The following is a 24,236-nucleotide window of genomic DNA, read 5'->3' as shown; positions in this document are numbered from 1 at the left end:
GCCAAAGGGTAAGTATCTCTCAGGCGACTCGCTGCCCTGCTAGCAGCCTCTCCCCCGTCTGGACGACCCTCTTCAGGACGCCCCGGTCAGCGCGACCCGGTCAAGGCGACCCGAACAACGCCGTCCAGTAGATCGCCGCATCGCTCTTCGGGTCCTCGGCGTAGGCGGCGCCGAGTTCGCTGAACTGGGCGCTCATCAGGTTGGCGCAGTGGCCGGGGCTGGCCAGCCAGGCGTCGACCACCCGCTGCGGGGCGTCGAGGGCGGCGGCGAGGTTTTCGCCGACGCGGCTGCCGTGGTAGCCGGCCAATTCGGCACGGTCCCCGGGAACGCGGCCGTCAGGGTCCTGGTGGCTGAAGAAGTTGCCGTTGGCCATGGCCCGGCTGTGGCCCTCTGCGGCGATGCCGAGTTCGGCATTCCAGACCAGCGCGGCGGCGGCAGGGTACTCCTGGCTACCGCAGCGACGCGCCTGGCTACGTGCCTGGTTGACCGCCTCCAGCAGGCGCTTGCCTTCACCCTGCCAGTCGCCCAGCCGCGCCGTGAGCAGGGGGCGCCCGAGAACGATGCGCCATTCGCGCTCCTGGCGGCTGATCCCGATATCGATGAACTGCGCATCCAGCAGCAACTTGCAGAAGCTCTGCCGCAGCACCGCCATCGCCGCCTGCGCATCGCGCGGACCGGACAGGTTGATCGCACGCACGTTGGCCAACGGATAGCCGCTACGGCCGAGCGACTCTTCCAGACCGCCGATGCCGACCGACAGCACCAGCCGCTTGTCCACCGACAGCGGCGGCAGTATCTCGCTCGGCTCGCCGGAGCAGCGCTGCACCTCGGCGCGGTAGCTGTTGATCGATTCGAGCAGACGGGCTTGCTCATCGGCTGCAGCGACGGCGCTGCCGAACAGGCTTGAGAGAAGAATGCAAAGACGCAAGACGGTGGGGCTGCGCATGGGGCTCTCCTGAATGCGGACCCACCCATGATGCGCGATTGCGCGAACAAAGAAAGCCACCCGCAGCGGTGAGCGGCGCGCGGTTGGCGACATAGCTGAGGCCGCAGCGATGGCCCCTGTCGCGACGCGGGTGCAGCGCGGGTGCAGCGCGAGCGCAGCAGCAAGTGCGCCTGCATCGGCGTCTGCCACCCCGGGCCCGCATTGTTACCCACACCCACCGCTCAAACCGCGCCCGTCACCCCAGCAGTCAGTGCCGTCCGCAAAAGCCTCGCCAGCCATTACAATGCCCGCCCCGCCCTTTAGCCGGTCACGCGCCATGTCCCTGCCCCGCCACCATCTGGAACTGCTCAGCCCCGCTCGCGATGCCGAGATCGCCCGCGAGGCCATCCTGCATGGCGCCGACGCCGTGTATATCGGCGGGCCGAGTTTCGGCGCGCGGCACAACGCGGAGAACAGCGTGGCGGACATCGCCGGGCTGGTCAGCTTCGCCCACCTGTTCCATGCGCGGGTCTTCGTCACCCTCAACACCATCCTGCACGACGACGAGCTGGAGAAGGCGCGCACGCTGATCCACCAGCTGTACGACGCCGGGGTCGATGCGATCATCGTTCAGGACATGGGCGTCATGGAGCTGGACATCCCGCCGATCGAGATCCATGCCAGCACCCAGTGCGACATCCGCACCCTGGAGAAGGCGCGCTTCCTCGGCGCGGCCGGTTTCTCGCAACTGGTGCTGGCGCGCGAGCTGGACCTGGCGCAGATCCGCGAGATCCACCAGCAGGTCGACACACCGCTGGAGTTCTTCATCCATGGCGCGCTCTGCGTGGCCTTCTCCGGCCAGTGCAACATCTCCCACGCGCAGACCGGGCGCAGCGCCAACCGCGGCGACTGCTCGCAGGCCTGCCGCCTGCCCTACACCCTCAAGGACGAGCATGGCGGCGTGGTGGCGTTCGAGAAGCACCTGCTATCGATGAAGGACAACAACCAGAGCGCCAACCTGGCGGCGCTGGTCGATGCCGGCGTGCGCTCGTTCAAGATCGAGGGGCGCTACAAGGATGTCAGCTACGTCAAGAACATCACCGCCTACTACCGCCAGCGCCTGGATGACGTCCTCGCCAGCCGGCCGGAGCTGGCGCGCGCCTCCAGCGGTCGTACCGAACACTTCTTCGTCCCCGATCCGGACAAGACCTTCCACCGCGGCAGCACCGACTACTTCGTCAGCGAGCGCAAGATCGACATCGGCGCCTTCGACTCGCCGACCTTCACCGGCCTGCTGGTCGGCGAGGTGGAGAAGGTCGGCAGGCACGACCTGATCGCCGTGACCCACGAGCCGCTGTCCAACGGCGATGGCCTCAACGTGCTGGTCAAGCGCGAGGTGGTGGGTTTTCGCGCCAGCGTGGTCGAGCAGTTGGCGCACCATGAGGACGCCGGCGCGCCGCGCTGGCGCTACCGCGTCGAGCCTAACGAGATGCCCGCGGCGCTTGCCCGCCTGCGTCCGCAGCACCCGCTCAATCGCAACCTCGACCACAACTGGCAGCAAGCGCTGCTCAAGCCCTCCGCCGAACGTCGCGTCGGCCTGCGCTGGTCGGTGGTGCTCGATCCGCAGGCGATTCGCCTGAGCGCCAGCAGCGAGGAAGGCATCGTGGCCAGCGCCAGCCTGCCCGGCCCCTTCGGTGCGGCGAACAAGCCCGAGCAGGCGCTCGAGCAACTGCGCGAGCTGCTCGGCAAACTCGGCGCAACCCGCTACCACGCCGAGGAGGTGAGCATCGAAGGTGCGGCGCTGTTCGTGCCCAATTCGCAGCTCAAGGCGCTGCGCAACCAGGTCATCGACGACCTCACCGAGGCGCGCCTGGCGGCGCATCCGCGTGGCGGGCGCAAGCCGGTCAGCGTGCCGCCGCCGGTCTACCCCGAGGCGCACCTGAGCTTCCTCGCCAACGTCTACAACGACAAGGCGCGCGCCTTCTACAAACGCTACGGCGTCGAGCTGATCGATGCGGCCTATGAGGCCCACGAGGAAACCGGCGAGGTGCCGGTGATGATCACCAAGCACTGCCTGCGCTTCTCCTTCAACCTCTGCCCCAAGCAGGCCAAGGGCGTCACCGGCGTGCGCACCAAGGTCGCGCCGATGCAGCTGGTGCACGGTGACGAGGTGCTGACACTGAAGTTCGACTGCAAGCCCTGCGAGATGCACGTGATCGGCAAGATGAAGGGGCACATTCTCGATCTGCCGTTGCTGGGCAGCCAAAGCGTGGTCGCCTCGATCAGCCCGGACGATCTGCTCAAGACCATCCGCCGCTGAGCGCTGAGTGCAGGCCGGGACGGCGCGCTATTGCCAGTCTGGGTTTCAGCACCCTGCACGCCGAACCATCCCTCATCCGGCGCTGCGCGCCACCTTCTCCCGCAGGGAGAAGGACAGCTGTGGGGCGATGGCGTGGGGGGTGGTCATGCAGGGCTGCGAGCCTGCACGGCGTTTCCCTCTCCCTCCGGGAGAGGGTGCCGAAGGCGGGTGAGGGATGCAGCGGGCGACTCGCAGCCTGAGAGATCCAGGCCTTGATGGCAAACCGCCACATGGCTAGAGTGCCGGCCCAAGCGCCTGCGCTCACCTCATCAAGCTGTTCCAAAGGGATTTCCCATGCGTATTCTTCTCGCCGTCTTCGCCCTGCTCGCCATCAGCGGCTGCAGCATCAAGCAGAACGTCACCCCGGCCACACTGGCGGCGCCGACCAGCAACGAGATCTGCATGATCCCGGATCGCGGCCTGCGCGAAGGCTTCCACACGGCCTATCGCCAGCAGCTACAGCAGAAGGGCTTCATCGTCAGCGAGAAGCAGCCCGGCACCAGCACCTCGGCCTGCCCGCTGACCACCGCCTACACCGCCAACTGGGCCTGGGATCTGGCGATGTACATGGTCTATGCCGACATCCGCGTGTTTCAGGATGGTCGCCAGGTCGGCCATGCCAACTACGACGCCAAGATGGGCGGCGGGCGCATGGACAAGTTCATCGACGCCGAAAACAAGATCGCCGAGCTGACCAGCCAACTGTTCCCCGCCGGCGCACCGCGGGTAGTCGCGCCGCAAGTCGAGGCCAACCCGGCTGCGCCGCTGTCGCCTGCCGCCTACAAGCAGCAGCAGGTCGAGCAACTGATGCGCGAAGGCCTGTCCTACGAGGAATACCAGCGTCGCTACCGGCAGATCATGGCCGAGTGATGACGGGCTTCACGTCCCGCTCAACAGCGCCTGGACAGGGTGTGAATTGTTCTGCATAAGGGCCCGCGCAGCCGACTTCATGCGCGCATGAAGTGCTGCGACTCCTCGCCCTGAACGGACTCTCGCCCCCATGAAGAAACTCCTGCTCTGCCTGTTTACCAGCCTGCTGCTTGCCGGCTGCAGCGACGCGGTGACCTATACGATCGACAACCCCACCTCGACCAACCTGGAGCTGGACATCGACGGCACCGCCTACCTGATCCCTTCGGGCGTCAGCTACGAGATAAGCCTCGAACCTGGCCTGCACAGCATGCGCAGCGAGCAGCTCGGCGAGCTGCAGTTCATCGTCTACAAGGGCGGTGTTGGCGGGCTGATCAACCCGACCCTGAGCGACTACGTGATCGCTCGCGAAACCTACGTCACCGACGAATCCAAGCTGAAGAATTTCGGCAGCATCCACAGCACCATCGTGCTCGACGGCGTGCCCTTCACCGGCAGCCTGGAACTGCGCAACCAGCTGTTCATCGACAAGACCTGGCGCTTCCCGGTTCAGGAGCCGTTCCCGGAGGAAGTCACCGGCCATGTCACCGAGCACGGTGGCAATATCTTCAGCAAGATCTTTCGGCGCGACGAGTTCGTCGAGTATTTCGAGCAGAGCAACGAGATGCCTGGCTACTTCGCCGCCCAGCGTGATGAAGAGGCAGCCAGAGCGCCGCGCCACCTGGTCCGCGCGCCGAAGGAGCTGCCCAGGCTCGAAGAGGCCTACGAGCAGCACACCGGCCCGCTGCGCGAGGTCTACGCCCAGCGCCTGAAAGCCACTGAGGTCAGCGAGCAGGAGCGCCTGCAGAAGGCCTACTTCGACGCGCAGATGGCCTACACCAAGGCGACCGCGACCGTCGGTTCGAAGCTGTCTACCGAAGCCAACATCGCGGCCAACAACTTCGTCTCAACCATCGCCGCAGCGATGGGCAGCTCGGCCCTGGTGCTGCCCTGACAGGAGCCAACCGGGCACTCTGCAGCAACGGCCATCCGTCATCCAGCGCTGCACGCCACCTTCTCCCGGAGGGCGAAGGACTGCTGCGGGGCGATGGCACGGGATAGTGGGCATGCAGTGCCTCGAGCCTGGCTTTTCCCTCTCCCACCGGGAGAGGGATCTGTCAGACGCCGCGGCGCATTTTCGTGCGCCCGCTTGCAGCCTCAACTTCCCGCCTGTGGCATCCTTGGCGCCCGCCGGAAATCTGCGCTCTGCTCGACTACCCTGAAACTCGTACATCCCCTCGCGTAAGGACACGCCATGCCAACCCGCCTCGTTCTGCTGCTTTCCCTGCTTCTGCTCGGTGCCTGCACCACCGACCCGAAAACCCTGTTCGACAGCCAGGTCCGAACCAGCACCACGCCCCTGGCGACCAGCCTTGCCGAAGCCGTGCGCCTGGCCCCGGTGGCGCCGTTGCAGATCGACCCCGGCCGCGCCCCGCAATACCAGATCGGCCAGGATCAACCGCGCCTGCTGCTGCACGATCTGCCAAGCAACTACCGGGTCTTCCGGATAACCCTTGAAGCGCAGCAGCTGTACAACCTGCAAATCGTCTCCGACTGCATCAGTTGCTCGGGGAACGCCAAGTACGGTCTCAAGCCTGCGGTGTTTCTGCTCGACGCGGACGGCACGCTGGTCGACGAGCATCCCAGCCAGGCGCTGACCGGGTCCCGTGGGGTATCACTGCGGATGAGCGGGCTGGCGCCGCACAGTGGCGACTACTACCTGCTGGTAGCGGCGGACAACCGTGCCCTGGGCTACGAGATCGTCCTCGAACACCGGGGTATCAACCAGCCGATGCTGGTCACGCCGAACTCGGTGGGGCGGCGTCGGCCGAGCCCGATGCGCAGCTACCCGATTGGCGAGATCCGCGTTTTCGCCAGCACTCGCCGCTAGCCCCCGCATGCCGCTCCCGGTCGCTCGCGGGATGCGACCGTCGGGCGGCATTGTCGCTGCGCAGACGATTTAAGGACTAGGCTGCCGGAGTGGGTCGGCTCGATGGCCGAACCCGGGCTTCGCCGCCATCCGCGGCGAGTCGTCATCGCACCCAAAGGGGTAGAGAACATGAGCAAAGGCACCTCACCGCACAAAGAGAGCAAGAAGAAGCCACTGAAGAGCGCCCAGGAAAAGCGCGCCGCCAAGCACGAGAAGAAGGGCGGGACCACCCTGCTCGGCAGCCATTCGACGCATTGATCTTCCTCACTCGCAGCACCGCGCGCTTCTGACGCGCGGCGCTGTGCCGTGAACAGCCTGCCGGGCTTCACCCCGAGCGGGACGCCCCTCTCGGCGCACCCTGCGTGCCGATGCACGACCCCACCCCATCCGCCCGCACAAGCCAACATCCCTGCCTCCACGCCAATCTCATGCCTGCCAGTGCTGCGACCAGGCGAAGCCGTGCGAGCAGCGCAGCAGGCTTGAAACATCCGTTCAGTACGGTAGGCTCGGCGCCTTCATCCAACAGGAGTCTTACCCATGGCCCGAGCCACCGCCCGCCACATCCTGGTTTCCAGCGAAGCCAAGTGCAACGAACTCAAAGCCGCCATCGAAGCCGGCGCCGATTTCGCCCAGATCGCCAAGGACAATTCGACCTGCCCGTCCAGCCGCCAGGGCGGTGACCTGGGTTCGTTCGGTCCGGGGCAGATGGTCAAGGAATTCGACACCGTGGTGTTCAGCGCCCCGGTGAACGTGGTCCAGGGCCCGGTGAAGACCCAGTTCGGTTATCACCTGCTGGAAGTCACCAGCCGCCAGGACTGAGCCACCGCCCCGCTCGCTCCGGCGCAATGCCGGGGCGTTGCAGCGCCGTACAGCCCGGCCCGACTGCATCCATGATTCTGATCGACGGGTATTCGGTAGCGACAACTCGCTCCCACAGCCTGCCTGCAAAGTCCAGACTAGAGCCATTCCGTCCTCTTGTCCGACAATAAGGCGCCGCGTCATGACCCACAGCCCCCTGACCCTCGACAGCCCCTTCTCCACCCTGTCCGCCCTGGTCAGCGCCAACGCCTCGAGCCGCCCCGAACATCCGGCGCTGATCGAAGACGAGCAGCGACTGAGCTACCGCGAGCTGGACCAGTTGCTCGACCAGGTCGCCTTCAGCCTGCAGCAGGACGGCCTCGCCGCCGGCGACTCGATCGCCATCTGCGCCAGCAACTCGATCAACTATGCCGTGCTGTTCCTCGGTGCGCTGCGCGCCGGTGTGGTGGTGGCCCCGCTGGCGCCGTCCTCGACTGCCGAGAGCCTGCAGACCATGATCCGCGACTCGGCAGCAAGGCTGGTGTTCGTCGATGCACCCGTGCAGCAGGCGCTGGCCGCCATCGAGGCGCAACTGCCAGCGCTGCTGAGTCTGGATGACAGCAATCGCACGCGCGGTTTCAGCCAGTGGCTGCGTCAGGGCAAACCGACGCCGGTGGAGATCACGCCGGCGATGCACTTCAACATCATCTATTCCTCCGGCACCACGGGCGAGCCCAAGGGTATCGTCCAGTCCCACGGCATGCGCTGGGCGCACATCGTTCGCGGCATTCCCTTTGGCTACGGCCCGGACTGCGTCACCCTGATGTCGACGCCGCTGTACTCCAACACCACGCTGGTGTCCTTCCTGCCGACGCTGGGCCTGGGCGGAACCCTGGTGCTGATGGCCAAATTCGATGCCGCCCGCTACCTGCAACTGGCCCAGCAGCACCGCGCGACCCACAGCATGCTGGTGCCGGTGCAGTACCAACGCCTGATGAACCGTGCCGACTTCGACAGCTACGACCTGTCGAGCTTCCACATGAAGTTCTCCACCAGCGCGCCCTTCCATGCCGAACTCAAGGCCGACATTCTCAAGCGCTGGCCAGGCGGGCTGGTCGAGTTCTACGGCATGACCGAAGGCGGCGGCTCCTGCATGCTGATGGCGCACCTGCATCCGGAAAAGCTCGCCAGCGTCGGCCAGCCGCTCGACGGCCACGACATGCGGGTGATCGACGAGGATGGCAACGAGCTGCCCTACGGCGAGATCGGCGAAGTGGTCGGGCACTCGCCAGCGATGATGGAGGGCTACCTGAACAAGCCCGAGAAGACCGCCGAGGCCGAGTGGTACGACAAGAGCGGCAAGCGCTTCATCCGCACCGGGGATGTCGGCCGCTTCGACGCCGACGGCTTTCTGACCCTGATGGACAGGCGCAAGGACATGATCATCAGCGGCGGCTTCAACATCTACCCGAGCGATCTGGAGGCCGAACTGCGCCAGCACCCGGCGCTGGCCGACGTCACCGTGGTCGGCGTGCCCTCGACCAGCTGGGGCGAAACCCCGGTGGGCTACGCCGTGCTGCGCCCGGAGAGCAACGCGGGCGCAGAGGAGATCCTTGCCTGGTTCAACCAGCGCGTCGGCAAGACCCAGCGCCTGAATCGCCTGATCCTCACCGACGAACTGCCGCGCAGCGCGATCGGCAAGGTACTCAAGCGCGAGCTGCGCGACCAGTTCTTCGCCGAGCACGGCGTGCTGGAGTAAAAAACTACAGCGCCATCGCCCCACTGCTGTCCTTCTCTCTTCGGGAGACGGTAGCGCGCGGCGCAGAGCCAGGGAAGGCTGGCACGGCAGGGTGCCTGGTGCCCGGTTCGAAAGCAGCCGCGAGTTGCGTGGAGCATCCCTCACCCGCCTTCGGCACCCTCTCCCGATGGAAAGGGAAAAGCGGTGTGTGCCCTGACAAACACACTGCACCATCGCCCCGCAGCGGTCCTTCTCTCCCCGGGAGAAGGTGGCGCACAGCGCCGGATGCGTTGGAGACGGCCGCTGCATACCGGCTGGTCCCGACCTTAGGGTGGATGGCGCTCGACCCATCCACCAGACGATCCCCCGGTGGATGAACAAGGCGTCATCCACCCTACGGATGGAAAGACCCTGCACGCCGGGGCATCCCTCACCCGCCTGCGGCACCCTCTCCCGGCGTGAGAGGGAAATGCGGCGCTACGGCTCAGGCATCCGGCCAGCGCCAGAGCGGTTCGTCGAGCAGGCCGCGGCCGGCCACGCGGGTTTCGCCCAGGCTCTTTTCCAGGACCACGGCGTTGCATTCGGGATGCGCTTCCAGAGTCGCGATCAGGCGGTTGGCGTGCGATACCACCCAGACCTGGCTGCGCGCCGAAGCCTGGATGATCAGGCGCCCGAGCGCCGGCAGCAGATCCGGGTGCAGGCTGGTCTCAGGCTCGTTCAGAACCATCAGCGACGGCGGCCGCGGCGTCAGCAGGGCAGCCACCAGCAGCAGATAACGCAGCGTGCCATCGGACAGCTCGGCGGCGCTCAGCGGGCGCAGCAGCCCGTCCTGCTGCAGATGCACGGTGAACAGGCCGTCGTTTACCTCGATACGCAGGCGCGACCCTGGAAAGGCATCCTCGATGGCAGCATCCAGCGCATGCGGATCGCCAATCTCGCGGATGGTCTGCAGGGCTGCGGCCAGATCGCGACCGTCATGTGCCAGCACCGGGGTGCGGGTGCCGAGCTGTGGTTGACGGGCCGGCGCGTCGGCGTCGGTGCGGAAATGATCGTAGAAGCGCCAGCCGCGGATGATCTCGCGCAGCTGGAAAACCTCCGGGCAACTGGCGTCGCGGCCGACCTGGCTGAACAGGCTGTCGAAGGTGGCCAGATGCTGTGCCAGCACCTGCCACTCGCGCCCCTCGCGGGCACGCAGCATCGGCCCCTTGCGCTCCACCAGCAGGGAAGCCGGTCGATAGGCCGCCCCGGCCCAGATCGATTCCAGCTTGATCTGCGGGTCGAGGGCGAAGGCGCTGGGCGTCTCGCGGTCCTCACCGGAATTGGAATCGGGCAGCCCCAGCGAGATGGCGTAGCTGAAGTCCTCGCCGGCGAAGCCCAGCCGCAGCCGCTTGGGCCCGCGCGAGGGGCCGCCCTCGATCGCCACCTCGCCCTCGCGCATACGTCGCGACAGGTTGGCCGGTCCGGCCCAGAAACTCGACGCCAGGCCCCCTTCGCGCGCCAGCGCCGCCACCACGCCGCCCTGGGCGGTTTCCGCCAGCAGGCGCAGGGCCCGATAGAGATTGGATTTGCCGCTGCCATTGGCGCCGGTGATCACGTTGAGCGCACCCAGCGGCACCAGCAGCGAACTGATCGAGCGATAGTTGTGTACAGCGAGGGTGTGCAGCATGGGGATGTCCTTTTCCAGCGGCGATCTGCCGGGCAGCTTACCGAAGCAGGCGCCGGCGGCAAGGGCAGCACTACACGACGAGGCGAGCCGCGGGCACGTGTGCGCTCGGTTGAGGGCAACACCGGAGCCACTGCAACCCGTTCGGACCGCCACCCAGCCGTCCAGATGCCGCGTTCCCGGCCGGCTGCAGGTCAGACCGAACTGGCTACCCACGATCTACTCGGCAAGCTACCTGGCAGGCGAGCAGGTTGGGCCTCGGTAGGTCAGGCCTCGGCAGGTCGGGCCTCGCCAGGCCATTCGGGCGAGTCGCTGCAATCTCTTCTGCGCCGCCCCCTGCCCGGCCGCCCCGTCACCACGGACCAGCACTCGCCAAGAAGTCTCAACCAGGCATCCCCGGCAATGCGCCACCGGCCGGCTTTTTCGGCTCATCCGTAGGCGACTGCGGTCGCCTGGGTTAGGCTCGCCGTTCACCTTCTGGAGAGACCCTGCAATGAGCACAGCGCACAGAGCCCTGCTGGCCGTTCTCCTGAGCAGCGCTCCCTCCGTCTTCGCGGATGGCGCGGCGCCGCTGCGGCTTTTCAACTCGCTGGCTCCGTGCGTCGAGATCGACCGCCTGCGACTGCTGCCCGGCAATCCACCGCAGCTGAGCGGGCGCATTCAGCAACGCAGGCATCGCGGTGAATGCGGTTGTGTCTCGGCGGTGATGGCTTACCAGCTGTCCGCAAAGAATGCGCCGGGCGAGCTGCTGGCCTACGGTCGCTTCATGCCACCTGCGGATGGGCAGCTTCTGATCGATCTACCCGGCGCACTCGACCTCAGCCAGGCATCAAGGGTGCGCTTCACCTGCGCTGGTCCGGAATAGTTGTCGGCATTGATGCAGATCGCCCTGGGGCGCGCCTGGCGACACTAGACTGTGATCGACCTCCGCTGTTCGACGAGCCGCCCATGACCAGTCCGCTGAAGTCCCGCGAAGCGCTGCGCAAATTTCTCGAGCAACATCCCTGCCCTGCCCGTCAGGACGCCGCCCTCGGCGAGCTGCTGGTGGCCGGTGGCGATCTGCATGCGGAGCAACTTGAGCAGGCTCTCGAACATCAGCGGCAGAACCCTGCTGCCGGACGTCTGGGGCAGGTACTGCTGCGCCTGAAGATGATCGACGCCGACCGCCTGGCCAGTGGCATCGCACGCCAGCTGGACATTCCGCGCGTCGCCCTGGCGGACTTCGATATCGAGGAGAGCGCGCTGGCGCTGCTGCCCGAGGAGATCGCCCGGCGCTACCAGGCGATCCCGCTGATGTCGCTGGAGCACCGCCTGCTGGTGGCGACTCCGGACCCGACCCGCAGTGACCTGGCGCACGTGCTGATGTTCGTCACAGGCCGCCAGGTCGAGGCCGTGCTGGCCGACGCCCATGAAGTCGACGCGGCGATCAACCGCAGCTACGGCGGCGCCACCGCCCTGCAGCTGCCGGAGAACGAAGCCGACGAGGAAGCGCTGAGCCTGCACCGGATCAAGCAGCTAGCGGAAGACAAGCCGACCGTGCGCTTCGTCAACACGCTGCTAGAGGACGCGATCAGCCGGCGCGCCTCGGACATCCATCTGCTGCCCGGTGAGCACGACGTGCGCATCCTGCTGCGCATCGATGGCGTGCTGGTCGAGGTGCGGCGGATCAAACCGAGCAATCTCAGCGCCATCGTCAGCCGGATCAAGATCATCGGCGGCATGAACATCGCCGAGCGCCGCCTGCCCCAGGACGGCCGCCACCTGGTACAGCGCGACGGCCGCAACATCGACCTGCGCCTGTCGATCATGCCGACCGTGCATGGCGAGAGCGTGGTGATCCGCATCCTCGACACCGGCCAGGGCCTCAAGACGCTGGAGCAGATCGGCTTCAGCGAACGCGACACCGCGCGCTTTCGCAATCTGATCAGCCACAACCAGGGCATCCTGCTGGTCACCGGACCCACCGGCTCGGGCAAGAGCACCACCCTCTACGCAGCCCTCAATGCCATCCGCGCCAGCGGAGTGAACATCATCACCGTCGAGGACCCGGTGGAGTACCAGATCGATGGCATCCGCCAGATCCAGGTCAAGCCGCAGATCGGCTACACCTTCGCCCGCGCCCTGCGCCATATCCTGCGCCACGACCCGGACGTGATCATGGTCGGCGAAATCCGCGACCAGGAAACCGCGCTGATGGCCACCGAAAGCGCCCTTACCGGTCACCTGGTGCTGTCCACATTGCATACCAACAGCGCCGCCACCACGGTCACCCGCCTGCTGGAGATCGGCATCGCGCCCTACCTGCTCAATGCCAGCCTGATCGGGGTGCTGGCGCAGCGCCTGGTGCGGCGCAACTGCCCGCACTGCCTGGTCGAGGAACAGGTACCGGCACACGTGCGCGCAGCCCTCGGCCTTGGCGCGGACGAACGCTTCCACATCGGCAAGGGCTGCGAGCACTGCCGCGGGCTGGGTTTTTCCGGCCGGGTCGCGGCCTACGAGCTGCTGGAAGTCACGCCCGCCTTGCGCGCGTTGATCCAGCCGGCTGTTTCGGCGCAACGGATCGAGCAGCAGGCGATCGACGACGGCATGAGTCCGCTGACCCAGAGTGCGTTGCAACTGGCCCGCCAGCGTCTGATTTCGCTGGCGGAGGTCTATCGGGTGCGGTTGGACTAGCCAACCACACGCCGCCTTGTAGGGCGCAATAACCGCAGGGCATTGCGCCGGCTGTCGCCGCATCGCTGCCCAGTCCCGCTACCGCAGCGTTCAGGCCGCCGGAGCCAGCTCCGCCAGTCGCTGGCGCGCCTTGAGCAACCCCTGCTGGGCAAACTCCCCACCCAAGTTCAGACCTTCGGCATGCACGAACTGCACGTCGTGAATGCCGATGAAACCCAACGCCTGGCGCAGGTAGGGCTCCTGGTGATCCATGGCGCTGCCGGCATAGACGCCACCACGGGCAGTCAGGACAAAGGCACGCTTACCCTGCAGCAGCCCCTGCGCGCCCTTGTCGGTGTACTTGAAGGTCACCCCGGCGCGCAGCACGTGATCGAGCCAGGCCTTTAGGGTGCTGGGGATGGCGAAGTTGTACATGGGCGCCGCGAGCACCAGCACGTCGGCCGTGAGCAATTCGGCGGTCAGCCGCTCCGAACGCTGCAGTGCAGCCTGCTCGGCAGGGCTCTGCTGCTCAGCCGGGGTCATCCAGCCGCCGAGCAGGTCGGCATCCAGGTGCGGCACCGGCTCACGCGCCAGATCGCGCAGCTGGACGCGATCCTGCGGGTGGGCCGCCTGCCATTGGCGGACGAACTCGGCGGTCAGCTGACGCGAGACCGAATCCTGCTGACGGGCGCTGCTTTCGATGACGAGGACCTGGGACATGGTGTTTCTCCAATGTGGGTGGCGATGGAGAAAGATTACCCAGGGTATTTTCGATAAAAAATCGGAAATATCAGCTAGATTTGATCTAAATTGTCGATGCGACCATCATTCCAGCCCGCATTCGAGGCGGATGCGCAGACGCAGGATGTCACGGGTGAAGCGCACGTTGAGATTGGCCTTCTCACCCGACTGCAGCAGCACCTTGCGCGTGCGCGGCGCTTCGGGTCCATTGCGGAATACCGCCGAGCAGCGGGCGGCTGACTGACCCTGGTTGACCAGGAAGATGGCACCGATGTTCGGCGCGACTTCCTGCACGTCGTAGGACACTTCCGCCCCGTTCAGCGATTTTTCCACCTCGATCGGATAGGCGAAGGCGGTCAGCGGCAACAGGCTCAGCAGGGCACAGCAGAGTTTTTTCATTGTTCGGTCTCCGGCAGGGGACCGCCAGAGTAGGCAATAGGAGCGTCGGATGAAAGCGCCGCGTGTGACATTGGAGCAATGGCGGACCCTGCAGGCGGTGGTCGACCAGGGTGGCTTCGCCCAGGCGGCGGAGGTACTGCACCGTTCGCAATCATCGATCAGCTACACGGTGGCGCGCATGCAGGAGCAACTGGGCGTGCCGCTGCTGCGCATCGATGGGCGCAAGGCGGTGCTTACCGAGGCGGGCGAGGTGCTGCTGCGCCGCTCGCGGCAGTTGGTGAAGCAGGCCAGCCAGCTCGAAGAGCTGGCCTTCCACATGGATCAGGGCTGGGAGGCGGAGGTGCGCCTGGTGGTCGATGCGGCCTACCCCACGGCCCAGGTCGTACGCGCCCTGGAGGCGTTCATGCCGCAGAGCCGTGGCTGTCGGGTGCGCCTGCGCGAGGAGGTGTTGTCGGGGGTGGAGGAAGTTCTCCACGAAGGTACCGCCGACCTGGCCATCAGCGCCCTGGACCTGCGCGGCTATCTGGGCGTACCGCTGTGCGATGTCGAATTCGTCGCCGTCTCGCATCCGCAGCACTCGCTGCAACAGCTGCAGCGCGAACTCACCAGCCAGGACCTGGAAAGCCAGATGCAGGTGGTGGTGCGCGACTCCGGCCGCCTGCAGCCACGGGACTCCGGCTGGCTCGGTGCCGAACAGCGCTGGACGGTGGGCAGCCTGGCGACCTCGGCCACCTTCGTCGGCAGCGGCCTGGGTTTTGCCTGGCTGCCCAGCCATCTGATCGAACGTGACCTGCGCGAGGGCCGCCTCAAGCACCTGCCGCTGGAAAACGGCGGGCGGCGCAGCGCGCGCTTCTACCTGTACGCCAACAAGGATCGCAGCCTCGGCCCGGCCACCCAGATCCTGGTCGAGTTGCTCAAGAGCAGCTCGTCCGGCACAGGCACGACTCCAGGCTGAGCGGCGGGCAACGGCACACCCCAGGGGTTGCTAGACCAGTGCCCGCAGCACCAGCACTGCACACTCGCTCAGTTCCAGCAGCGCGCCGGCGGTGTCTCCGGTGGTGCCGCCAAGGCGGCGGAGCAACTGACGACGCAGCAGCAGATACACCGCCAGCGCTGCGAGCACTGCCAGCACACCGCTCCAGCCGGCCAGCAGACAGGCAAGGCCAGTGAGCAACAGCACGCGCCAGCCGGCATCGCGCGGCAGGTGCGCAGCCATGGCCGCGCCCAGGCCGCCGACGCGCACGTAGGGCGTGGTCAGGAACAGCCCGAGCAGGCTGGCGCGGGCCAGCAGCGGCGCCAGCAGCAGCGCCAGCCACTGCCCGGCCTGCAGCAGCGCCAGCAGCGCGGCGAACTTGAGCAGCAGCAGCAGCACCAGCACCACCACCGCCATCGGCCCGCTGCGCGGGTCCTTCATGATTTCCAGGGTGCGCTCGCGATCACCCAGCCCACCGAGCCAGGCATCGGCGCTGTCGGCCAGCCCGTCCAGATGCAGCGCTCCGGAAAGTGCAACCCAGAGCGCCAGCAACAGCGCGGCGGCCAGCACCTGCGGCGCATCCTCGAGCAGCCAGGCGCCCGCCAGCAGCAGCACGCCGAACAGCAGCCCGACCAGCGGGTAGCAGAGCAGCGAGCGGCCCTGCTCCTCGGGGCTGGGCATGCGCGGCAGCTGCAGCGGCAGGCTGGAGAGAAACTGCAGGGCGATCAGAAAGGGCATCACGGCAATTCCTCTAGCAGCAGCCGACCCTCGTGCAGGCGCACCTGCAGGGAAAACAGGCAGGCATGCCCGGCCTCGACCTGCAGCAGACGCGCCGCTGGCAGGCCGCGGGCGCGCGCCAGCAGCAGGCGAATCACCCCGCCATGGGTGACCGCCAACAGATGGCCGCCGGCATGCTCATCCACCAGCCTTGTCAGCGCCTCCAGCACCCGCGCCTCGAAGGCCGTCAGGGGCTCGCCGCCGGGCGGGGTGAAGGCGTAGGGATCGTCCCAGAACAGCCCCAGTTCGGCGCTGCTGGTGTCCATCAGCTGCGCCGCGCTCAAGCCTTCCCAGTCTCCGAAATCCAGCTCGCGCAGCCCCGACGCGGGCTGCAGCGGCAGGCCATGGGACGCCGCCAGCTGCTCGGCGAACAGCCGGCAACGCTGCAGCGGTGAGCTGACCAGCGCGCTCCAGCCGCCGCGACCCTGCAGCGCCTGGCGCATCTGCGCCCAGCCATCAGCGGTCAGGGCATCGTCGATGCGCCCGCGAAAGCCGCCGCCCCGCTCGGTCTCGCCGTGGCGCAGCAGGTCCAGACGCAGGCTCATGCGTCGGGCGCCGACACCGCGGCCTCGGCGAAGGTGGCCATCTGCGCATGCAGCAGACAGGCCTGCTGCAGTAGCGGCACCGCCAGCGCAGCGCCACTGCCCTCGCCCAGGCGCAGACCCAGATCGAGCAGCGGTTCGGCATCCAGTTCGGCCAGCAGCAACCTGTGGCCCGGCTCGACCGAACGGTGGGCGAACAGCAGCCAGTCGCGGCAACCCGGGTTCATCCGCACTGCGCAGAGCGCCGCGACAGTACAGATGAAGCCATCCACCAGCACCGGTATACCCAGTTGTGCACAGCCCAGATAGGCGCCGGTCATGGCGGCGATCTCGAAGCCGCCGAGGCGACGCAGGGCTTCCTGCGGGCTGTCGATATCGGGACCGTGCAGCGCCAGCGCACGGGCGATCACCTCGGCCTTGTGGCGCACGCCGGCATCATCCAGGCCGGTGCCGCGGCCGGTCAGGCGCTGCGGGGTTTCACTCAGCAGCGCGCAGGCCAGGGCACTGGCACTGGTGGTGTTGCCGATGCCCATCTCGCCGGCGATGAACAGCTGGCTGCCGGCATCCAAGGCGCGCTGGGCGGACTCTCGCCCGGCGGTCAGGGCGGCCGCGCACTGCGCCTGGCTCATGGCCGGCGCACGGGTGAAGTTGGCGGTGCCCGGCCCCAGGTGCAGCTCGCGCACCCCGGCCAGCGCCTCACGCGGCACCGCGCAGCCCAGATCGAGTACTTCCAGGGTCGCGCCCTGGGCCCGCGCCAGCACGCTGATGGCCGCGCCACCACGGACGAAGTTGCGCAGCATCTCGCCGGTCACCGCCTGCGGGAACAGCGACACGCCCTCCTCGACCACGCCGTGGTCGCCAGCGAACAGGCCGATCCACAGCCGCTCAAGCAGTGGCCGTTCCTCGCCGAGCAGCCCGGCCAGCTGCACCGCCACGCTCTCCAGCCGGCCGAGCGAGCCGGCGGGCTTGGTCAGCTGGCCCTGGCGCACCAGCGCGCAGCGCTCGGCCTCGGCGTCGGGGATGCGGCAGGCGGCCTGCCACCAGTTGTCGTTCATGCGTTGCTCTCCTTCAGCACCATCGGCAGCCCGGCCACCGTGAAGATCACCCGCTGCGCGCGTTCGGCGACGGCCTGATGCAGCCAGCCGGATTCGTCGACGAAACGCCGGCTCAGCTCGCCCATGGGCACCACGCCCAGGCCAGTCTCGTTGCTGACCAGGATGATCCGCCCCGGCAGGTCGGCCAGGCAGTCCAGCAGCGCATCGCGTTCGCGGACAAAACGCTGCGGATCGGCGTCCAGCAGCAGGTTGCTCAACCACAGGGTCAGGCAATCGATGAGCAGGCAACGATCTTCCGCGGCCTGCTCGCGCAGCACACGCGCCAGCGCCAGCGGCTCCTCGATCAGCGCCCAGTGTGCCGGGCGCCGTTCGCGATGATGGGCGATGCGCTCGGCCATCTCGCCATCGCGCGCCTGGCCGGTGGCGATGTAGTGCACCGCAAGCCCCGACTCGGCGGCATGCCGCTCGGCCAGGCGGCTCTTGCCCGAGCGCGCGCCGCCCAGGATCAGTTCGATCATGTGGATGTCTCCTTCGTCGGCAGGCCGCAGAGTGTACGCAGGCGCTCGCCATCCAGGTGCGCCTCTACGAGGTCGGCCAGGCGCTCGATGTCGCGCTCGCGCAGGGCGTGGTAGTCGAACGCCTCGACCTGCTCAAGCCCCGCCCAGCGCAGCAAGGCTTCGCAGGCCTGCGGCTGTTCGAACAGTCCGTGCAGGTAGGTGGCGAGGATCTGCCCGTCGGCGCTCAGGGCGCCATCACTGCGGCCATCGTCCAGCCCGACCGCGCCATTCAGCCCCGGCCCGCTGCTGATCCCGGCGTGGATCTCGTAGCCACTGATCGGCACATCCTCCAGGCACAACCGGCCGTTGACGTTGCGCAGCTGTTTTTCCGCAGCCAGCTCGGTGGAAAAGTCCAGCAAACCGAGCCCGTCGCTCTCTCCGGCCGGCCCTTCCAGGCCCAAGGGATCGGCGATACGCCTGCCGAGCATCTGCAGCCCGCCGCAGATGCCCAAAAGCTTGCCGCCATAGCGCAGGTGCCGGGCGATAGCCGCATCCCAGCCATGCTCGCGCAGCCGTGCAAGGTCGGCGCGCACGCTTTTCGAGCCGGGCAGGATGATCAGGTCGGCCGGCGGAATGGATTCGCCAGGGCCGATGAATTGCAGATCGACCTGGGGATGTAGGCGCAGCGGGTCGAAGTCGGTGTGGTTGCTGATCCGCGGCAGCACCGGCACCACCACCCGCAGCAGGCGCCCGGCCTTGGCCAGTTGGCGCGCATCGATGGCGTCCTCGGCCTCCAGGTGCAAGTCGGTGAGGTACGGCAGCACGCCCAGCACCGGCTTGCCGGTGCGCTGCTCGAGCCAGTCCAGGCCCGGCTGCAGCAGCGCCAGGTCACCGCGAAAACGGTTGATGACGAAGCCGACCACCCGCGCCTGCTCGCTGTCGGAGAGCAGCGCCAGGGTGCCGACCAGATGGGCGAATACCCCGCCCCGGTCGATGTCGGCAATCAGGATCACCGGGCAGTCGACCGCCTCGGCAAAGCCCATGTTGGCGATGTCGCCGGCGCGCAGGTTGATCTCCGCGGGCGAGCCGGCGCCTTCCACCATCACCAGCTCATAGGCCGCGCTCAGCCGCGCATGCGAAGCCAGCACCGCCTCGCGGGCGACGCGCTTGTAGTCGTGGTAGGCCACCGCATCCATGCTCGCCACCGCGCGGCCGTGGATGATCACCTGGGCGCCGATGTCGCTGTTGGGCTTGAGCAGCACCGGATTCATGTCGGTGTGCGGCGCCAGCCCCGCGGCCTGGGCCTGCACCGCCTGGGCGCGGCCGATCTCGCCGCCGTCGGCCGTCACCGCACTGTTGAGCGCCATGTTCTGCGGCTTGAACGGCACCACGGCGGCACCCTGGCGGCGCGCCCAGCGACAGAGCGCGGTCACCAGGGTGCTCTTGCCGGCGTCCGAGGTGGTGCCCTGGACCATCAGCGTAAGGCTCATGGGTTCTCCTCGTTCCAGGCCAGCAGGGCGGCGTCCAGGCGCTGCCAGCCGGCTTCGTCGCCGGGCAGGCCGAAACGCAGGCCTAGAGGGTTGCGATACAGGCGCAGCAGGATGCCGCGCCGGGCGCAGAAGTCGAACAGTTGCGCAGCCTGCTCATGCAGCAGCCAGTGGAACAGCGCACAGCCGCCCAGCGGCGCCAGGCCATGCTGGCGCAGCAGCTCCGCCAGGCGCTCACCCGCACTCAGCAGGGCCGCACGCTGGACCTGCTGCGCCGCAACGTCAGCCAACAGGCTGCGACCCAGCAGCCGGCTGGGCCCGCTCAGCGTCCAGGGACCGAGTTCGCGCTGCAGGCAGGTCAGCAGATCGCGCTCGGCCAGGGCGAAGCCCAGGCGCGCCCCGGCCAGACCGAAGAACTTGCCGAAGGAGCGCAGCACGATCAGCCCGGGCCGGTGGCTTTCAGCTGCCAGGCTGTGCTCGGGAGTGCAGTCAATGAAGGCCTCGTCAACGATCAGCCAGCCGCCGCGTTCGGCCAGCCGCGCATGCCAGTGCAGCAGTTGCTGCACCTCGATCAGCCGGCCGGTGGGATTGTTGGGGTTGACCACGACCAGCACGTCGAGCCGGTCCAGCGCGCGGCGTATCGCCCCCTCGGCACACTCCACCAGGTCATGCCCGGCGCGGCGCCAGGCATGCGCATGCTCGCCATAACAGGGCGAGAGCACCCCGACCCGGCTGCGCCCACGCAACCGCGGCAGGGCCTGGATCGCCGCCTGGGAACCGGCCAGCGGCAGCAGCTCCGCGGCGCGATAATAGTCGCGCGCCGCCGCCTCCAGGCCATCCTCGGTCTCCGGCAAACGCTGCCAGGCGCTGGCGTCAATCGCCGGCAGCGGCAGCGTGAAAGGCGCGATGCCGGTGGACAGGTCCAGCCACTGCGCCGGCTCGATGCGGTACTTGAGCGCTGCCTGCAGCAGGCGACCTCCGTGTTCAAGCATGTACAACTCCCCACAACAACAATGCCAGCAGCCAGAGCCCGGCTGCTCCCTGCACCAGCGACAGCGCCCGCTCGATATCCCGCGCCCGCGCTGGTGGCCCCTCGCCGAGCGGCGGACGTACCTCGCTGCGACCGTGATAGACCGCCGCACCGCCCAGGCTGACGCCCAGCGCACCGGCCCCGGCGGCCATCACCGGACCGGCGTTGGGGCTGTCCCAGGCAGGTGCCTGCCGCTGCCAGCAGCGCAGCGCAAGCGCGGTACGCCCAAGCAGCGCGTAGCTGAGCGCGACCAGCCGCGCCGGCAGATAGTTGAGCACATCGTCGATGCGCGCCGCAGCCCAGCCGAACCGCGCAAGCCGCGGCGTGCGGTAGCCCCACATGGCATCCAGGGTATTGCTCAGCCGATACAGCACCACCCCCGGCGCGCCAGCCAGGATGAACCAGAACAGCGCGGCGAAGACCGCGTCGCTGCCGTTCTCCAGCACCGACTCGGTACCGGCCCGTGCCACGCCCTCGGCATCCAGCACCGAGGTATCGCGACTGACCATCCAGCCGACCCGTTTGCGCGCCTCGGTCAGGTCGCCCAGGCGCAGCGCCTGTGCCACCGGCAAGGCGTGTTCATAGAGGCTGCGCATTCCCAGGGCCAGGTACAGGCAGCCGATGGCGAACAGCGGCCCCAGATAGGGGATCTGCTCCAGCAGCCAGGCCAGCGTGGTCAGCGGCAGCACCGCCAGGCACCAGGCGGTGACGCCGTGACTGCGCCAGGCGCGGCCGCTGCCGTCCGCCGACAGAGGGCCGTTGAAATGCCGTTCGAGCCAGTTTGCCAGCCGGCCGAAGGCGACCAGCGGGTGGGCGCGGCGCGGCTCGCCGAGGAAGGCATCGAGGAGGATGGCGGCCAAGCAACTGAGGAACAGGCTCATGAGCGCGCCCCGCCGACTCCGGGGGCTTTACGGCCTGACCTATGGACACCCTCGGCGTAGGTTGGTGCCGAGCGACGCGAGGCCCAACGGGGGCCGTACGAAGCGTGGCCCGGGGATTTGGTGTACGGCTCATTGTCTGCGTGTCTCGCCGGAACGGGTTTCGGCCCCCCGGCCGAGTCACTTTCTTGTTGCTTGCCCAACAGGAAAGTAACCAAAGAAAAAGGGCACCCCGACATCCGGGTCTGCCCGCTACGCGGCCAGACTCCCCTCGCTCCGGCGCCGCTCCGGGGGCCGGCAGGCATGGGCCATCCCTGGCCCAACCCTGCCTCTCGCGGCCATCCCGGCCGCTCGCCCCCTGCACGACACCTGCACTCGACCGGACGGAAGGGGAACCCGGCTCCTGCGCGTCTGGTCGTTTCGTTGAAAGTCGACAGTCCGTCCGGTGGATAAGGCTGCGCCGTTATCCACCCTACGAAAAGCGAAGCAGCCTGCCTTGCACAGCCTCGCGGGCGACACCCAGCGCCCCTTTCGTCCGGCTGAGCGGAATCGTCGCGTAGCGGGGTGAGCCGCAGGGATGCGGCGAAAGGCGCAGAGGGCCATGGATGGCCCTTCTGTCGGGGGACGCCTAGCCACGGCCCCTTGGAGCGACGATGCAGCGAGGGCACCCTGCGCGCAGCGCAGGGCCGGACGACGGGGCAAGCGTTTTTGGTTCCTTTTTTGGGGCCGGCCATCCGGGCGACTGAAAAAAGGGACTCGCCCGGCAGGGCGAAACCAGAGCGATCAACCAACTCGATAAATGGCGAACGCACGCGAACTGGCACGCGCACAACGCAGCCCTGGGCAACCCTCACCCCTGCTCCCCCCAGCGATTCTCGAACACCAACTCCGCCAACGGCCGCGCCTGGGTCCAACCCTCCAGTTCGAGCATCGGCGCCGGGTAGAACTCGGCTACCGGCCCCAGGCAGAGGACTGCCACCGGCTTGGCCCCGGCCGGCATGCCGAGCAGTTCGGCCAGCGCGAGCGGGTCGAACAGCGACACCCAGCCCATGCCCAGGCCCTCGGCGCGGGACGCCAGCCAGAGGTTCTGGATCGCGCAGGCGAGCGAGGCCAGGTCCATCTCCGGCAGGGTGCGGCGGCCGAAGACGTGCTGCTCGCGGCCGTCCATCAGCGCCGCCACCAGCAGCTCGGCACAGTCGCGGATGCCCTCGACCTTGAGCTTCATGAACGCCTCGCCGCGCTCGCCCAACGCCTCGGCGGTACGCTGGCGCTCGGCCTCGACCAGTGCACCTATGCCCTCGCGCAGCTTCGCATCGCTGATGCGCAAAAAGCGCCAGGGCTGCATCAGGCCGACGCTGGGCGCCTGGTTGGCGGCCTGCAGCAGACGCGCAAGCAGCTCGGGGGCGACCTCACCGCCAGCGAAGTGGCGCATGTCACGGCGCTCGCCGATTACCCGGTAGAGCGCGGCGCGCTCGGCCTCGCTGTAGGCGTGGGAAGTCATGGTCGAAACAGCTCCGCGGCGGCTGCCGGGTTCGACGGCAGGTAGAAATGGATGTAGCTGGCATTCAGCCGGCCGCGACGATACAGGGCTTCGCGGGTACGGCGGTAGTTCGGGCATTCGCCGAAGGCCAGCGGCGTCAGCGTGGTGTCCAGACTGGAGTGGTGATAGGTGTGGCCGCGCAGGCCACCTTCGGGCAGCTCGATCTGCTGCAGCGCCAGGGCGGTGAGCTTCGGTTGCAGACGGGCCTCGCCCGGCAGCAGACCGAGCATGGGCGCGCGGCGGCCCTGCACATCGCTCAGGCCGTCGAGCAGGTAAAGCAGCCCGCCGCATTCGGCCAGCAGCGGCTTGCCGGCCTCGGCATGGACTCGGATTGCCGCACGCATGGCCTGGTTGTTCGCCAACTGATCCAGGTGCAGCTCCGGGTAGCCGCCGGGCAGGTAGAGGGCATCGACCTCGGGCAGCGCCGCATCGGCCAGCGGCGAGAAGAAGCTCAGCTGCGCGCCGAGTTCGGCGAGCAGGTCAAGGTTGGCCTGGTAGAGAAAGGCGAACGCGGCGTCGCGCGCCACGCCGATGCGCACCCCGGCCAGGGATTTTTCCAGCAGCCGGGCCGGCGGCGCGGCAAAGTCCACCGGTGTTGGCAGAGAGGTGTCGGCGCTGGCCGCCAGGGCATCGGCGGCAGCGTCCAGACCTGCGTCCAGGTCGGCCAGCTCCTCGGCCTGGACCAGGCCCAGGTGGCGGCTGGGCAGTTCCACCTCGCTGCTTCGCGGTAGCGCGCCGTACCAGCGCAAGGCGGCGGGCAACGCATCGCGCAGGATCTGCCCGTGGCGCTCGCTGCCGACCCGATTGCCCAGTACCCCGGAAAACGGCAGGTCGGGCTGGAAGCTGGCCAGTCCATGGGCCAGCGCACCGAAGGTCTGCGCCATGGCGCTGCCGTCGATCACCGCTAGCACCGGCACGCCGAAGCGCCGCGCCAGATCGGCGGCCGACGGCGTGCCGTCGAACAGGCCCATCACCCCTTCGATCAGAATCAGGTCGGCCTCGCCGGCCGCGTCCCAGAGCAGCCGGCGGCTTTCATCTTCACCGACCATCCACAGATCCAGCTGATACACCGGCTGACCACTGGCGCGGGCGAGGATCATCGGATCGAGAAAGTCCGGCCCGCACTTGAATACCCGTACCCGCCGGCCCTGACGACTGTGCAGGCGTGCCAGGGCGGCGGTCACCGTGGTCTTGCCCTGCCCCGAGGCCGGTGCTGCGATCAGCAGCGCCGGACAGGTGCGGGGTTCGAGCGTCTGGGTTGCCTGATCGGTCATCGTCGTTCCTCTGTGCTGGTTGGCCTTCGCCCTCCGGGAGAAGGTGGTGCGCAGTGGCGGATTAGGATT

At 67.8% G+C, this 24,236-nt stretch carries 23 protein-coding genes; 10 read left to right on the top strand and 13 right to left on the bottom strand.

From position 1 onward, the window contains the following. Positions 1-100 precede the first annotated feature (100 nt). Positions 101-946, bottom strand: a complete 846-nt coding sequence (locus DBO85_RS02655) for a CAP domain-containing protein (protein WP_108105044.1) — start codon at positions 944-946, stop codon at positions 101-103. Between the two features lie 316 nt (positions 947-1,262). Here DBO85_RS02655 and DBO85_RS02650 point away from each other — a divergent pair, with 316 nt between their 5' ends. The 7 genes from DBO85_RS02650 to DBO85_RS02620 all read left to right on the top strand — a co-directional run bounded on the left by DBO85_RS02650 (position 1,263) and on the right by DBO85_RS02620 (position 8,680). Continuing rightward, positions 1,263-3,245, top strand: coding sequence for a peptidase U32 family protein (locus tag DBO85_RS02650; RefSeq protein WP_108105042.1), 1,983 nt, complete (start codon positions 1,263-1,265; stop codon positions 3,243-3,245). A 333-nt stretch (positions 3,246-3,578) separates the two neighbouring features. After that, positions 3,579-4,154 (top strand): Sbal_3080 family lipoprotein, encoded by a 576-nt coding sequence (locus DBO85_RS02645; RefSeq protein WP_108105040.1) that lies wholly within the window; start codon positions 3,579-3,581, stop codon positions 4,152-4,154. A gap of 130 nt (positions 4,155-4,284) precedes the next feature. Further along, positions 4,285-5,148: a hypothetical protein gene (locus tag DBO85_RS02640; RefSeq protein WP_108105038.1), complete on the top strand. Its 864-nt coding sequence runs from the start codon at positions 4,285-4,287 to the stop codon at positions 5,146-5,148. Positions 5,149-5,448: 300 nt separating this feature from the next. After that, positions 5,449-6,084, top strand: a complete 636-nt coding sequence (locus DBO85_RS02635) for a hypothetical protein (protein WP_108105036.1) — start codon at positions 5,449-5,451, stop codon at positions 6,082-6,084. A gap of 168 nt (positions 6,085-6,252) precedes the next feature. Next, complete coding sequence (locus DBO85_RS19510; protein ID WP_267895597.1) at positions 6,253-6,381, top strand: hypothetical protein; 129 nt, start codon at positions 6,253-6,255, stop codon at positions 6,379-6,381. Between the two features lie 279 nt (positions 6,382-6,660). Beyond that, on the top strand, positions 6,661-6,942 hold the full coding sequence (locus tag DBO85_RS02625) for a peptidylprolyl isomerase (RefSeq protein WP_108105032.1): 282 nt from the start codon (positions 6,661-6,663) through the stop codon (positions 6,940-6,942). Positions 6,943-7,123: 181 nt separating this feature from the next. After that, on the top strand, positions 7,124-8,680 hold the full coding sequence (locus DBO85_RS02620) for a class I adenylate-forming enzyme family protein (RefSeq protein ID WP_108105030.1): 1,557 nt from the start codon (positions 7,124-7,126) through the stop codon (positions 8,678-8,680). A 463-nt stretch (positions 8,681-9,143) separates the two neighbouring features. On the opposite strand, the gene DBO85_RS02615 is transcribed toward DBO85_RS02620, so the two are convergent. Continuing rightward, positions 9,144-10,325 (bottom strand): AAA family ATPase, encoded by a 1,182-nt coding sequence (locus DBO85_RS02615; RefSeq protein ID WP_108105028.1) that lies wholly within the window; start codon positions 10,323-10,325, stop codon positions 9,144-9,146. A 490-nt stretch (positions 10,326-10,815) separates the two neighbouring features. Between DBO85_RS02615 and DBO85_RS02610 the strand changes: the two genes are divergently transcribed. Both DBO85_RS02610 and DBO85_RS02605 read left to right on the top strand, forming a co-directional pair. After that, positions 10,816-11,187 carry a DUF2195 family protein gene (locus DBO85_RS02610; RefSeq protein WP_108105026.1) on the top strand — a complete coding sequence of 124 codons (372 nt, stop codon included), beginning with the start codon at positions 10,816-10,818 and terminating at the stop codon, positions 11,185-11,187. Positions 11,188-11,270: 83 nt separating this feature from the next. Further along, on the top strand, positions 11,271-12,995 hold the full coding sequence (locus DBO85_RS02605; RefSeq protein ID WP_158268865.1) for a GspE/PulE family protein: 1,725 nt from the start codon (positions 11,271-11,273) through the stop codon (positions 12,993-12,995). A gap of 90 nt (positions 12,996-13,085) precedes the next feature. Here the strand turns inward: DBO85_RS02605 and DBO85_RS02600 are convergent, their stop codons facing one another. Both DBO85_RS02600 and DBO85_RS02595 read right to left on the bottom strand, forming a co-directional pair. After that, the gene (locus DBO85_RS02600) at positions 13,086-13,694 is read right to left on the bottom strand and encodes an FMN-dependent NADH-azoreductase (RefSeq protein ID WP_108105022.1); all 609 of its coding nucleotides are present in this window, start codon (positions 13,692-13,694) and stop codon (positions 13,086-13,088) included. Positions 13,695-13,799: 105 nt separating this feature from the next. Continuing rightward, entirely contained in the window at positions 13,800-14,114 is a 315-nt protein-coding gene (locus tag DBO85_RS02595) for a 3-phosphoglycerate kinase (RefSeq protein ID WP_108105020.1), read from the bottom strand. A gap of 49 nt (positions 14,115-14,163) precedes the next feature. Between DBO85_RS02595 and DBO85_RS02590 the strand changes: the two genes are divergently transcribed. Then, the gene (locus DBO85_RS02590; RefSeq protein WP_108105018.1) at positions 14,164-15,069 is read left to right on the top strand and encodes a LysR family transcriptional regulator; all 906 of its coding nucleotides are present in this window, start codon (positions 14,164-14,166) and stop codon (positions 15,067-15,069) included. 30 nt (positions 15,070-15,099) lie between these two features. Here DBO85_RS02590 and DBO85_RS02585 read toward each other — a convergent pair whose 3' ends face one another. From DBO85_RS02585 to DBO85_RS02545, 9 genes are all read right to left on the bottom strand, one after another. After that, entirely contained in the window at positions 15,100-15,828 is a 729-nt protein-coding gene (locus DBO85_RS02585) for an adenosylcobinamide-GDP ribazoletransferase (RefSeq protein WP_108105016.1), read from the bottom strand. Then, positions 15,825-16,409 (bottom strand): histidine phosphatase family protein, encoded by a 585-nt coding sequence (locus DBO85_RS02580; RefSeq protein ID WP_108105014.1) that lies wholly within the window; start codon positions 16,407-16,409, stop codon positions 15,825-15,827. Before DBO85_RS02580 ends, DBO85_RS02585 begins: the two co-directional genes overlap by 4 nt. Further along, positions 16,406-17,461, bottom strand: coding sequence for a nicotinate-nucleotide--dimethylbenzimidazole phosphoribosyltransferase (gene cobT / locus DBO85_RS02575; protein WP_108105012.1), 1,056 nt, complete (start codon positions 17,459-17,461; stop codon positions 16,406-16,408). The genes DBO85_RS02580 and cobT overlap by 4 nt, the downstream gene beginning before the upstream one ends. Continuing rightward, complete coding sequence (cobU, locus tag DBO85_RS02570; protein WP_108105010.1) at positions 17,458-17,979, bottom strand: bifunctional adenosylcobinamide kinase/adenosylcobinamide-phosphate guanylyltransferase; 522 nt, start codon at positions 17,977-17,979, stop codon at positions 17,458-17,460. Before cobU ends, cobT begins: the two co-directional genes overlap by 4 nt. Further along, positions 17,976-19,448 carry a cobyric acid synthase gene (locus DBO85_RS02565; RefSeq protein WP_108105008.1) on the bottom strand — a complete coding sequence of 491 codons (1,473 nt, stop codon included), beginning with the start codon at positions 19,446-19,448 and terminating at the stop codon, positions 17,976-17,978. The genes cobU and DBO85_RS02565 overlap by 4 nt, the downstream gene beginning before the upstream one ends. Continuing rightward, the gene (cobD, locus tag DBO85_RS02560; protein WP_108105006.1) at positions 19,445-20,437 is read right to left on the bottom strand and encodes a threonine-phosphate decarboxylase CobD; all 993 of its coding nucleotides are present in this window, start codon (positions 20,435-20,437) and stop codon (positions 19,445-19,447) included. Before cobD ends, DBO85_RS02565 begins: the two co-directional genes overlap by 4 nt. Then, complete coding sequence (cbiB, locus tag DBO85_RS02555) at positions 20,430-21,356, bottom strand: adenosylcobinamide-phosphate synthase CbiB (RefSeq protein ID WP_108105004.1); 927 nt, start codon at positions 21,354-21,356, stop codon at positions 20,430-20,432. Before cbiB ends, cobD begins: the two co-directional genes overlap by 8 nt. Positions 21,357-22,203: 847 nt before the next feature. Further along, positions 22,204-22,854 carry a 5,6-dimethylbenzimidazole synthase gene (gene bluB, locus DBO85_RS02550; RefSeq protein ID WP_108105002.1) on the bottom strand — a complete coding sequence of 217 codons (651 nt, stop codon included), beginning with the start codon at positions 22,852-22,854 and terminating at the stop codon, positions 22,204-22,206. Continuing rightward, on the bottom strand, positions 22,851-24,167 hold the full coding sequence (locus DBO85_RS02545; protein ID WP_108105000.1) for a cobyrinate a,c-diamide synthase: 1,317 nt from the start codon (positions 24,165-24,167) through the stop codon (positions 22,851-22,853). The genes bluB and DBO85_RS02545 overlap by 4 nt, the downstream gene beginning before the upstream one ends. Positions 24,168-24,236: the final 69 nt, after the last annotated feature.

The organism is Pseudomonas mangrovi, assembly GCF_003052585.1.
Classification (GTDB): Bacteria; Pseudomonadota; Gammaproteobacteria; order Pseudomonadales; family Pseudomonadaceae; genus Aquipseudomonas; species Aquipseudomonas mangrovi.
The sequence above is the reverse complement of the archived record's forward strand: the minus strand, read 5'-3'. Positions and strand labels throughout refer to the sequence as shown.

What these genes read in the sequence shown, in the direction of transcription:
- DBO85_RS02620 (WP_108105030.1), top strand. Translation starts at nt 7,124, where the DNA reads ATGACCCACAGCCCCCTGACCCTCGACAGCCCCTTCTCCACCCTGTCC.
- DBO85_RS02615 (WP_108105028.1), bottom strand. Translation starts at nt 10,325, where the DNA reads ATGCTGCACACCCTCGCTGTACACAACTATCGCTCGATCAGTTCGCTG.
- DBO85_RS02590 (WP_108105018.1), top strand. Translation starts at nt 14,164, where the DNA reads ATGAAAGCGCCGCGTGTGACATTGGAGCAATGGCGGACCCTGCAGGCG.
- DBO85_RS02580 (WP_108105014.1), bottom strand. Translation starts at nt 16,409, where the DNA reads ATGAGCCTGCGTCTGGACCTGCTGCGCCACGGCGAGACCGAGCGGGGC.
- cobU (WP_108105010.1), bottom strand. Translation starts at nt 17,979, where the DNA reads ATGATCGAACTGATCCTGGGCGGCGCGCGCTCGGGCAAGAGCCGCCTG.
- DBO85_RS02655 (WP_108105044.1), bottom strand. Translation starts at nt 946, where the DNA reads ATGCGCAGCCCCACCGTCTTGCGTCTTTGCATTCTTCTCTCAAGCCTG.
- cobD (WP_108105006.1), bottom strand. Translation starts at nt 20,437, where the DNA reads ATGCTTGAACACGGAGGTCGCCTGCTGCAGGCAGCGCTCAAGTACCGC.
- DBO85_RS02565 (WP_108105008.1), bottom strand. Translation starts at nt 19,448, where the DNA reads ATGAGCCTTACGCTGATGGTCCAGGGCACCACCTCGGACGCCGGCAAG.
- cbiB (WP_108105004.1), bottom strand. Translation starts at nt 21,356, where the DNA reads ATGAGCCTGTTCCTCAGTTGCTTGGCCGCCATCCTCCTCGATGCCTTC.
- DBO85_RS02605 (WP_158268865.1), top strand. Translation starts at nt 11,271, where the DNA reads ATGACCAGTCCGCTGAAGTCCCGCGAAGCGCTGCGCAAATTTCTCGAG.
- DBO85_RS02600 (WP_108105022.1), bottom strand. Translation starts at nt 13,694, where the DNA reads ATGTCCCAGGTCCTCGTCATCGAAAGCAGCGCCCGTCAGCAGGATTCG.
- DBO85_RS02635 (WP_108105036.1), top strand. Translation starts at nt 5,449, where the DNA reads ATGCCAACCCGCCTCGTTCTGCTGCTTTCCCTGCTTCTGCTCGGTGCC.
- DBO85_RS19510 (WP_267895597.1), top strand. Translation starts at nt 6,253, where the DNA reads ATGAGCAAAGGCACCTCACCGCACAAAGAGAGCAAGAAGAAGCCACTG.
- DBO85_RS02545 (WP_108105000.1), bottom strand. Translation starts at nt 24,167, where the DNA reads ATGACCGATCAGGCAACCCAGACGCTCGAACCCCGCACCTGTCCGGCG.
- DBO85_RS02645 (WP_108105040.1), top strand. Translation starts at nt 3,579, where the DNA reads ATGCGTATTCTTCTCGCCGTCTTCGCCCTGCTCGCCATCAGCGGCTGC.
- bluB (WP_108105002.1), bottom strand. Translation starts at nt 22,854, where the DNA reads ATGACTTCCCACGCCTACAGCGAGGCCGAGCGCGCCGCGCTCTACCGG.
- DBO85_RS02640 (WP_108105038.1), top strand. Translation starts at nt 4,285, where the DNA reads ATGAAGAAACTCCTGCTCTGCCTGTTTACCAGCCTGCTGCTTGCCGGC.
- DBO85_RS02610 (WP_108105026.1), top strand. Translation starts at nt 10,816, where the DNA reads ATGAGCACAGCGCACAGAGCCCTGCTGGCCGTTCTCCTGAGCAGCGCT.
- DBO85_RS02650 (WP_108105042.1), top strand. Translation starts at nt 1,263, where the DNA reads ATGTCCCTGCCCCGCCACCATCTGGAACTGCTCAGCCCCGCTCGCGAT.
- DBO85_RS02595 (WP_108105020.1), bottom strand. Translation starts at nt 14,114, where the DNA reads ATGAAAAAACTCTGCTGTGCCCTGCTGAGCCTGTTGCCGCTGACCGCC.
- cobT (WP_108105012.1), bottom strand. Translation starts at nt 17,461, where the DNA reads ATGAACGACAACTGGTGGCAGGCCGCCTGCCGCATCCCCGACGCCGAG.
- DBO85_RS02625 (WP_108105032.1), top strand. Translation starts at nt 6,661, where the DNA reads ATGGCCCGAGCCACCGCCCGCCACATCCTGGTTTCCAGCGAAGCCAAG.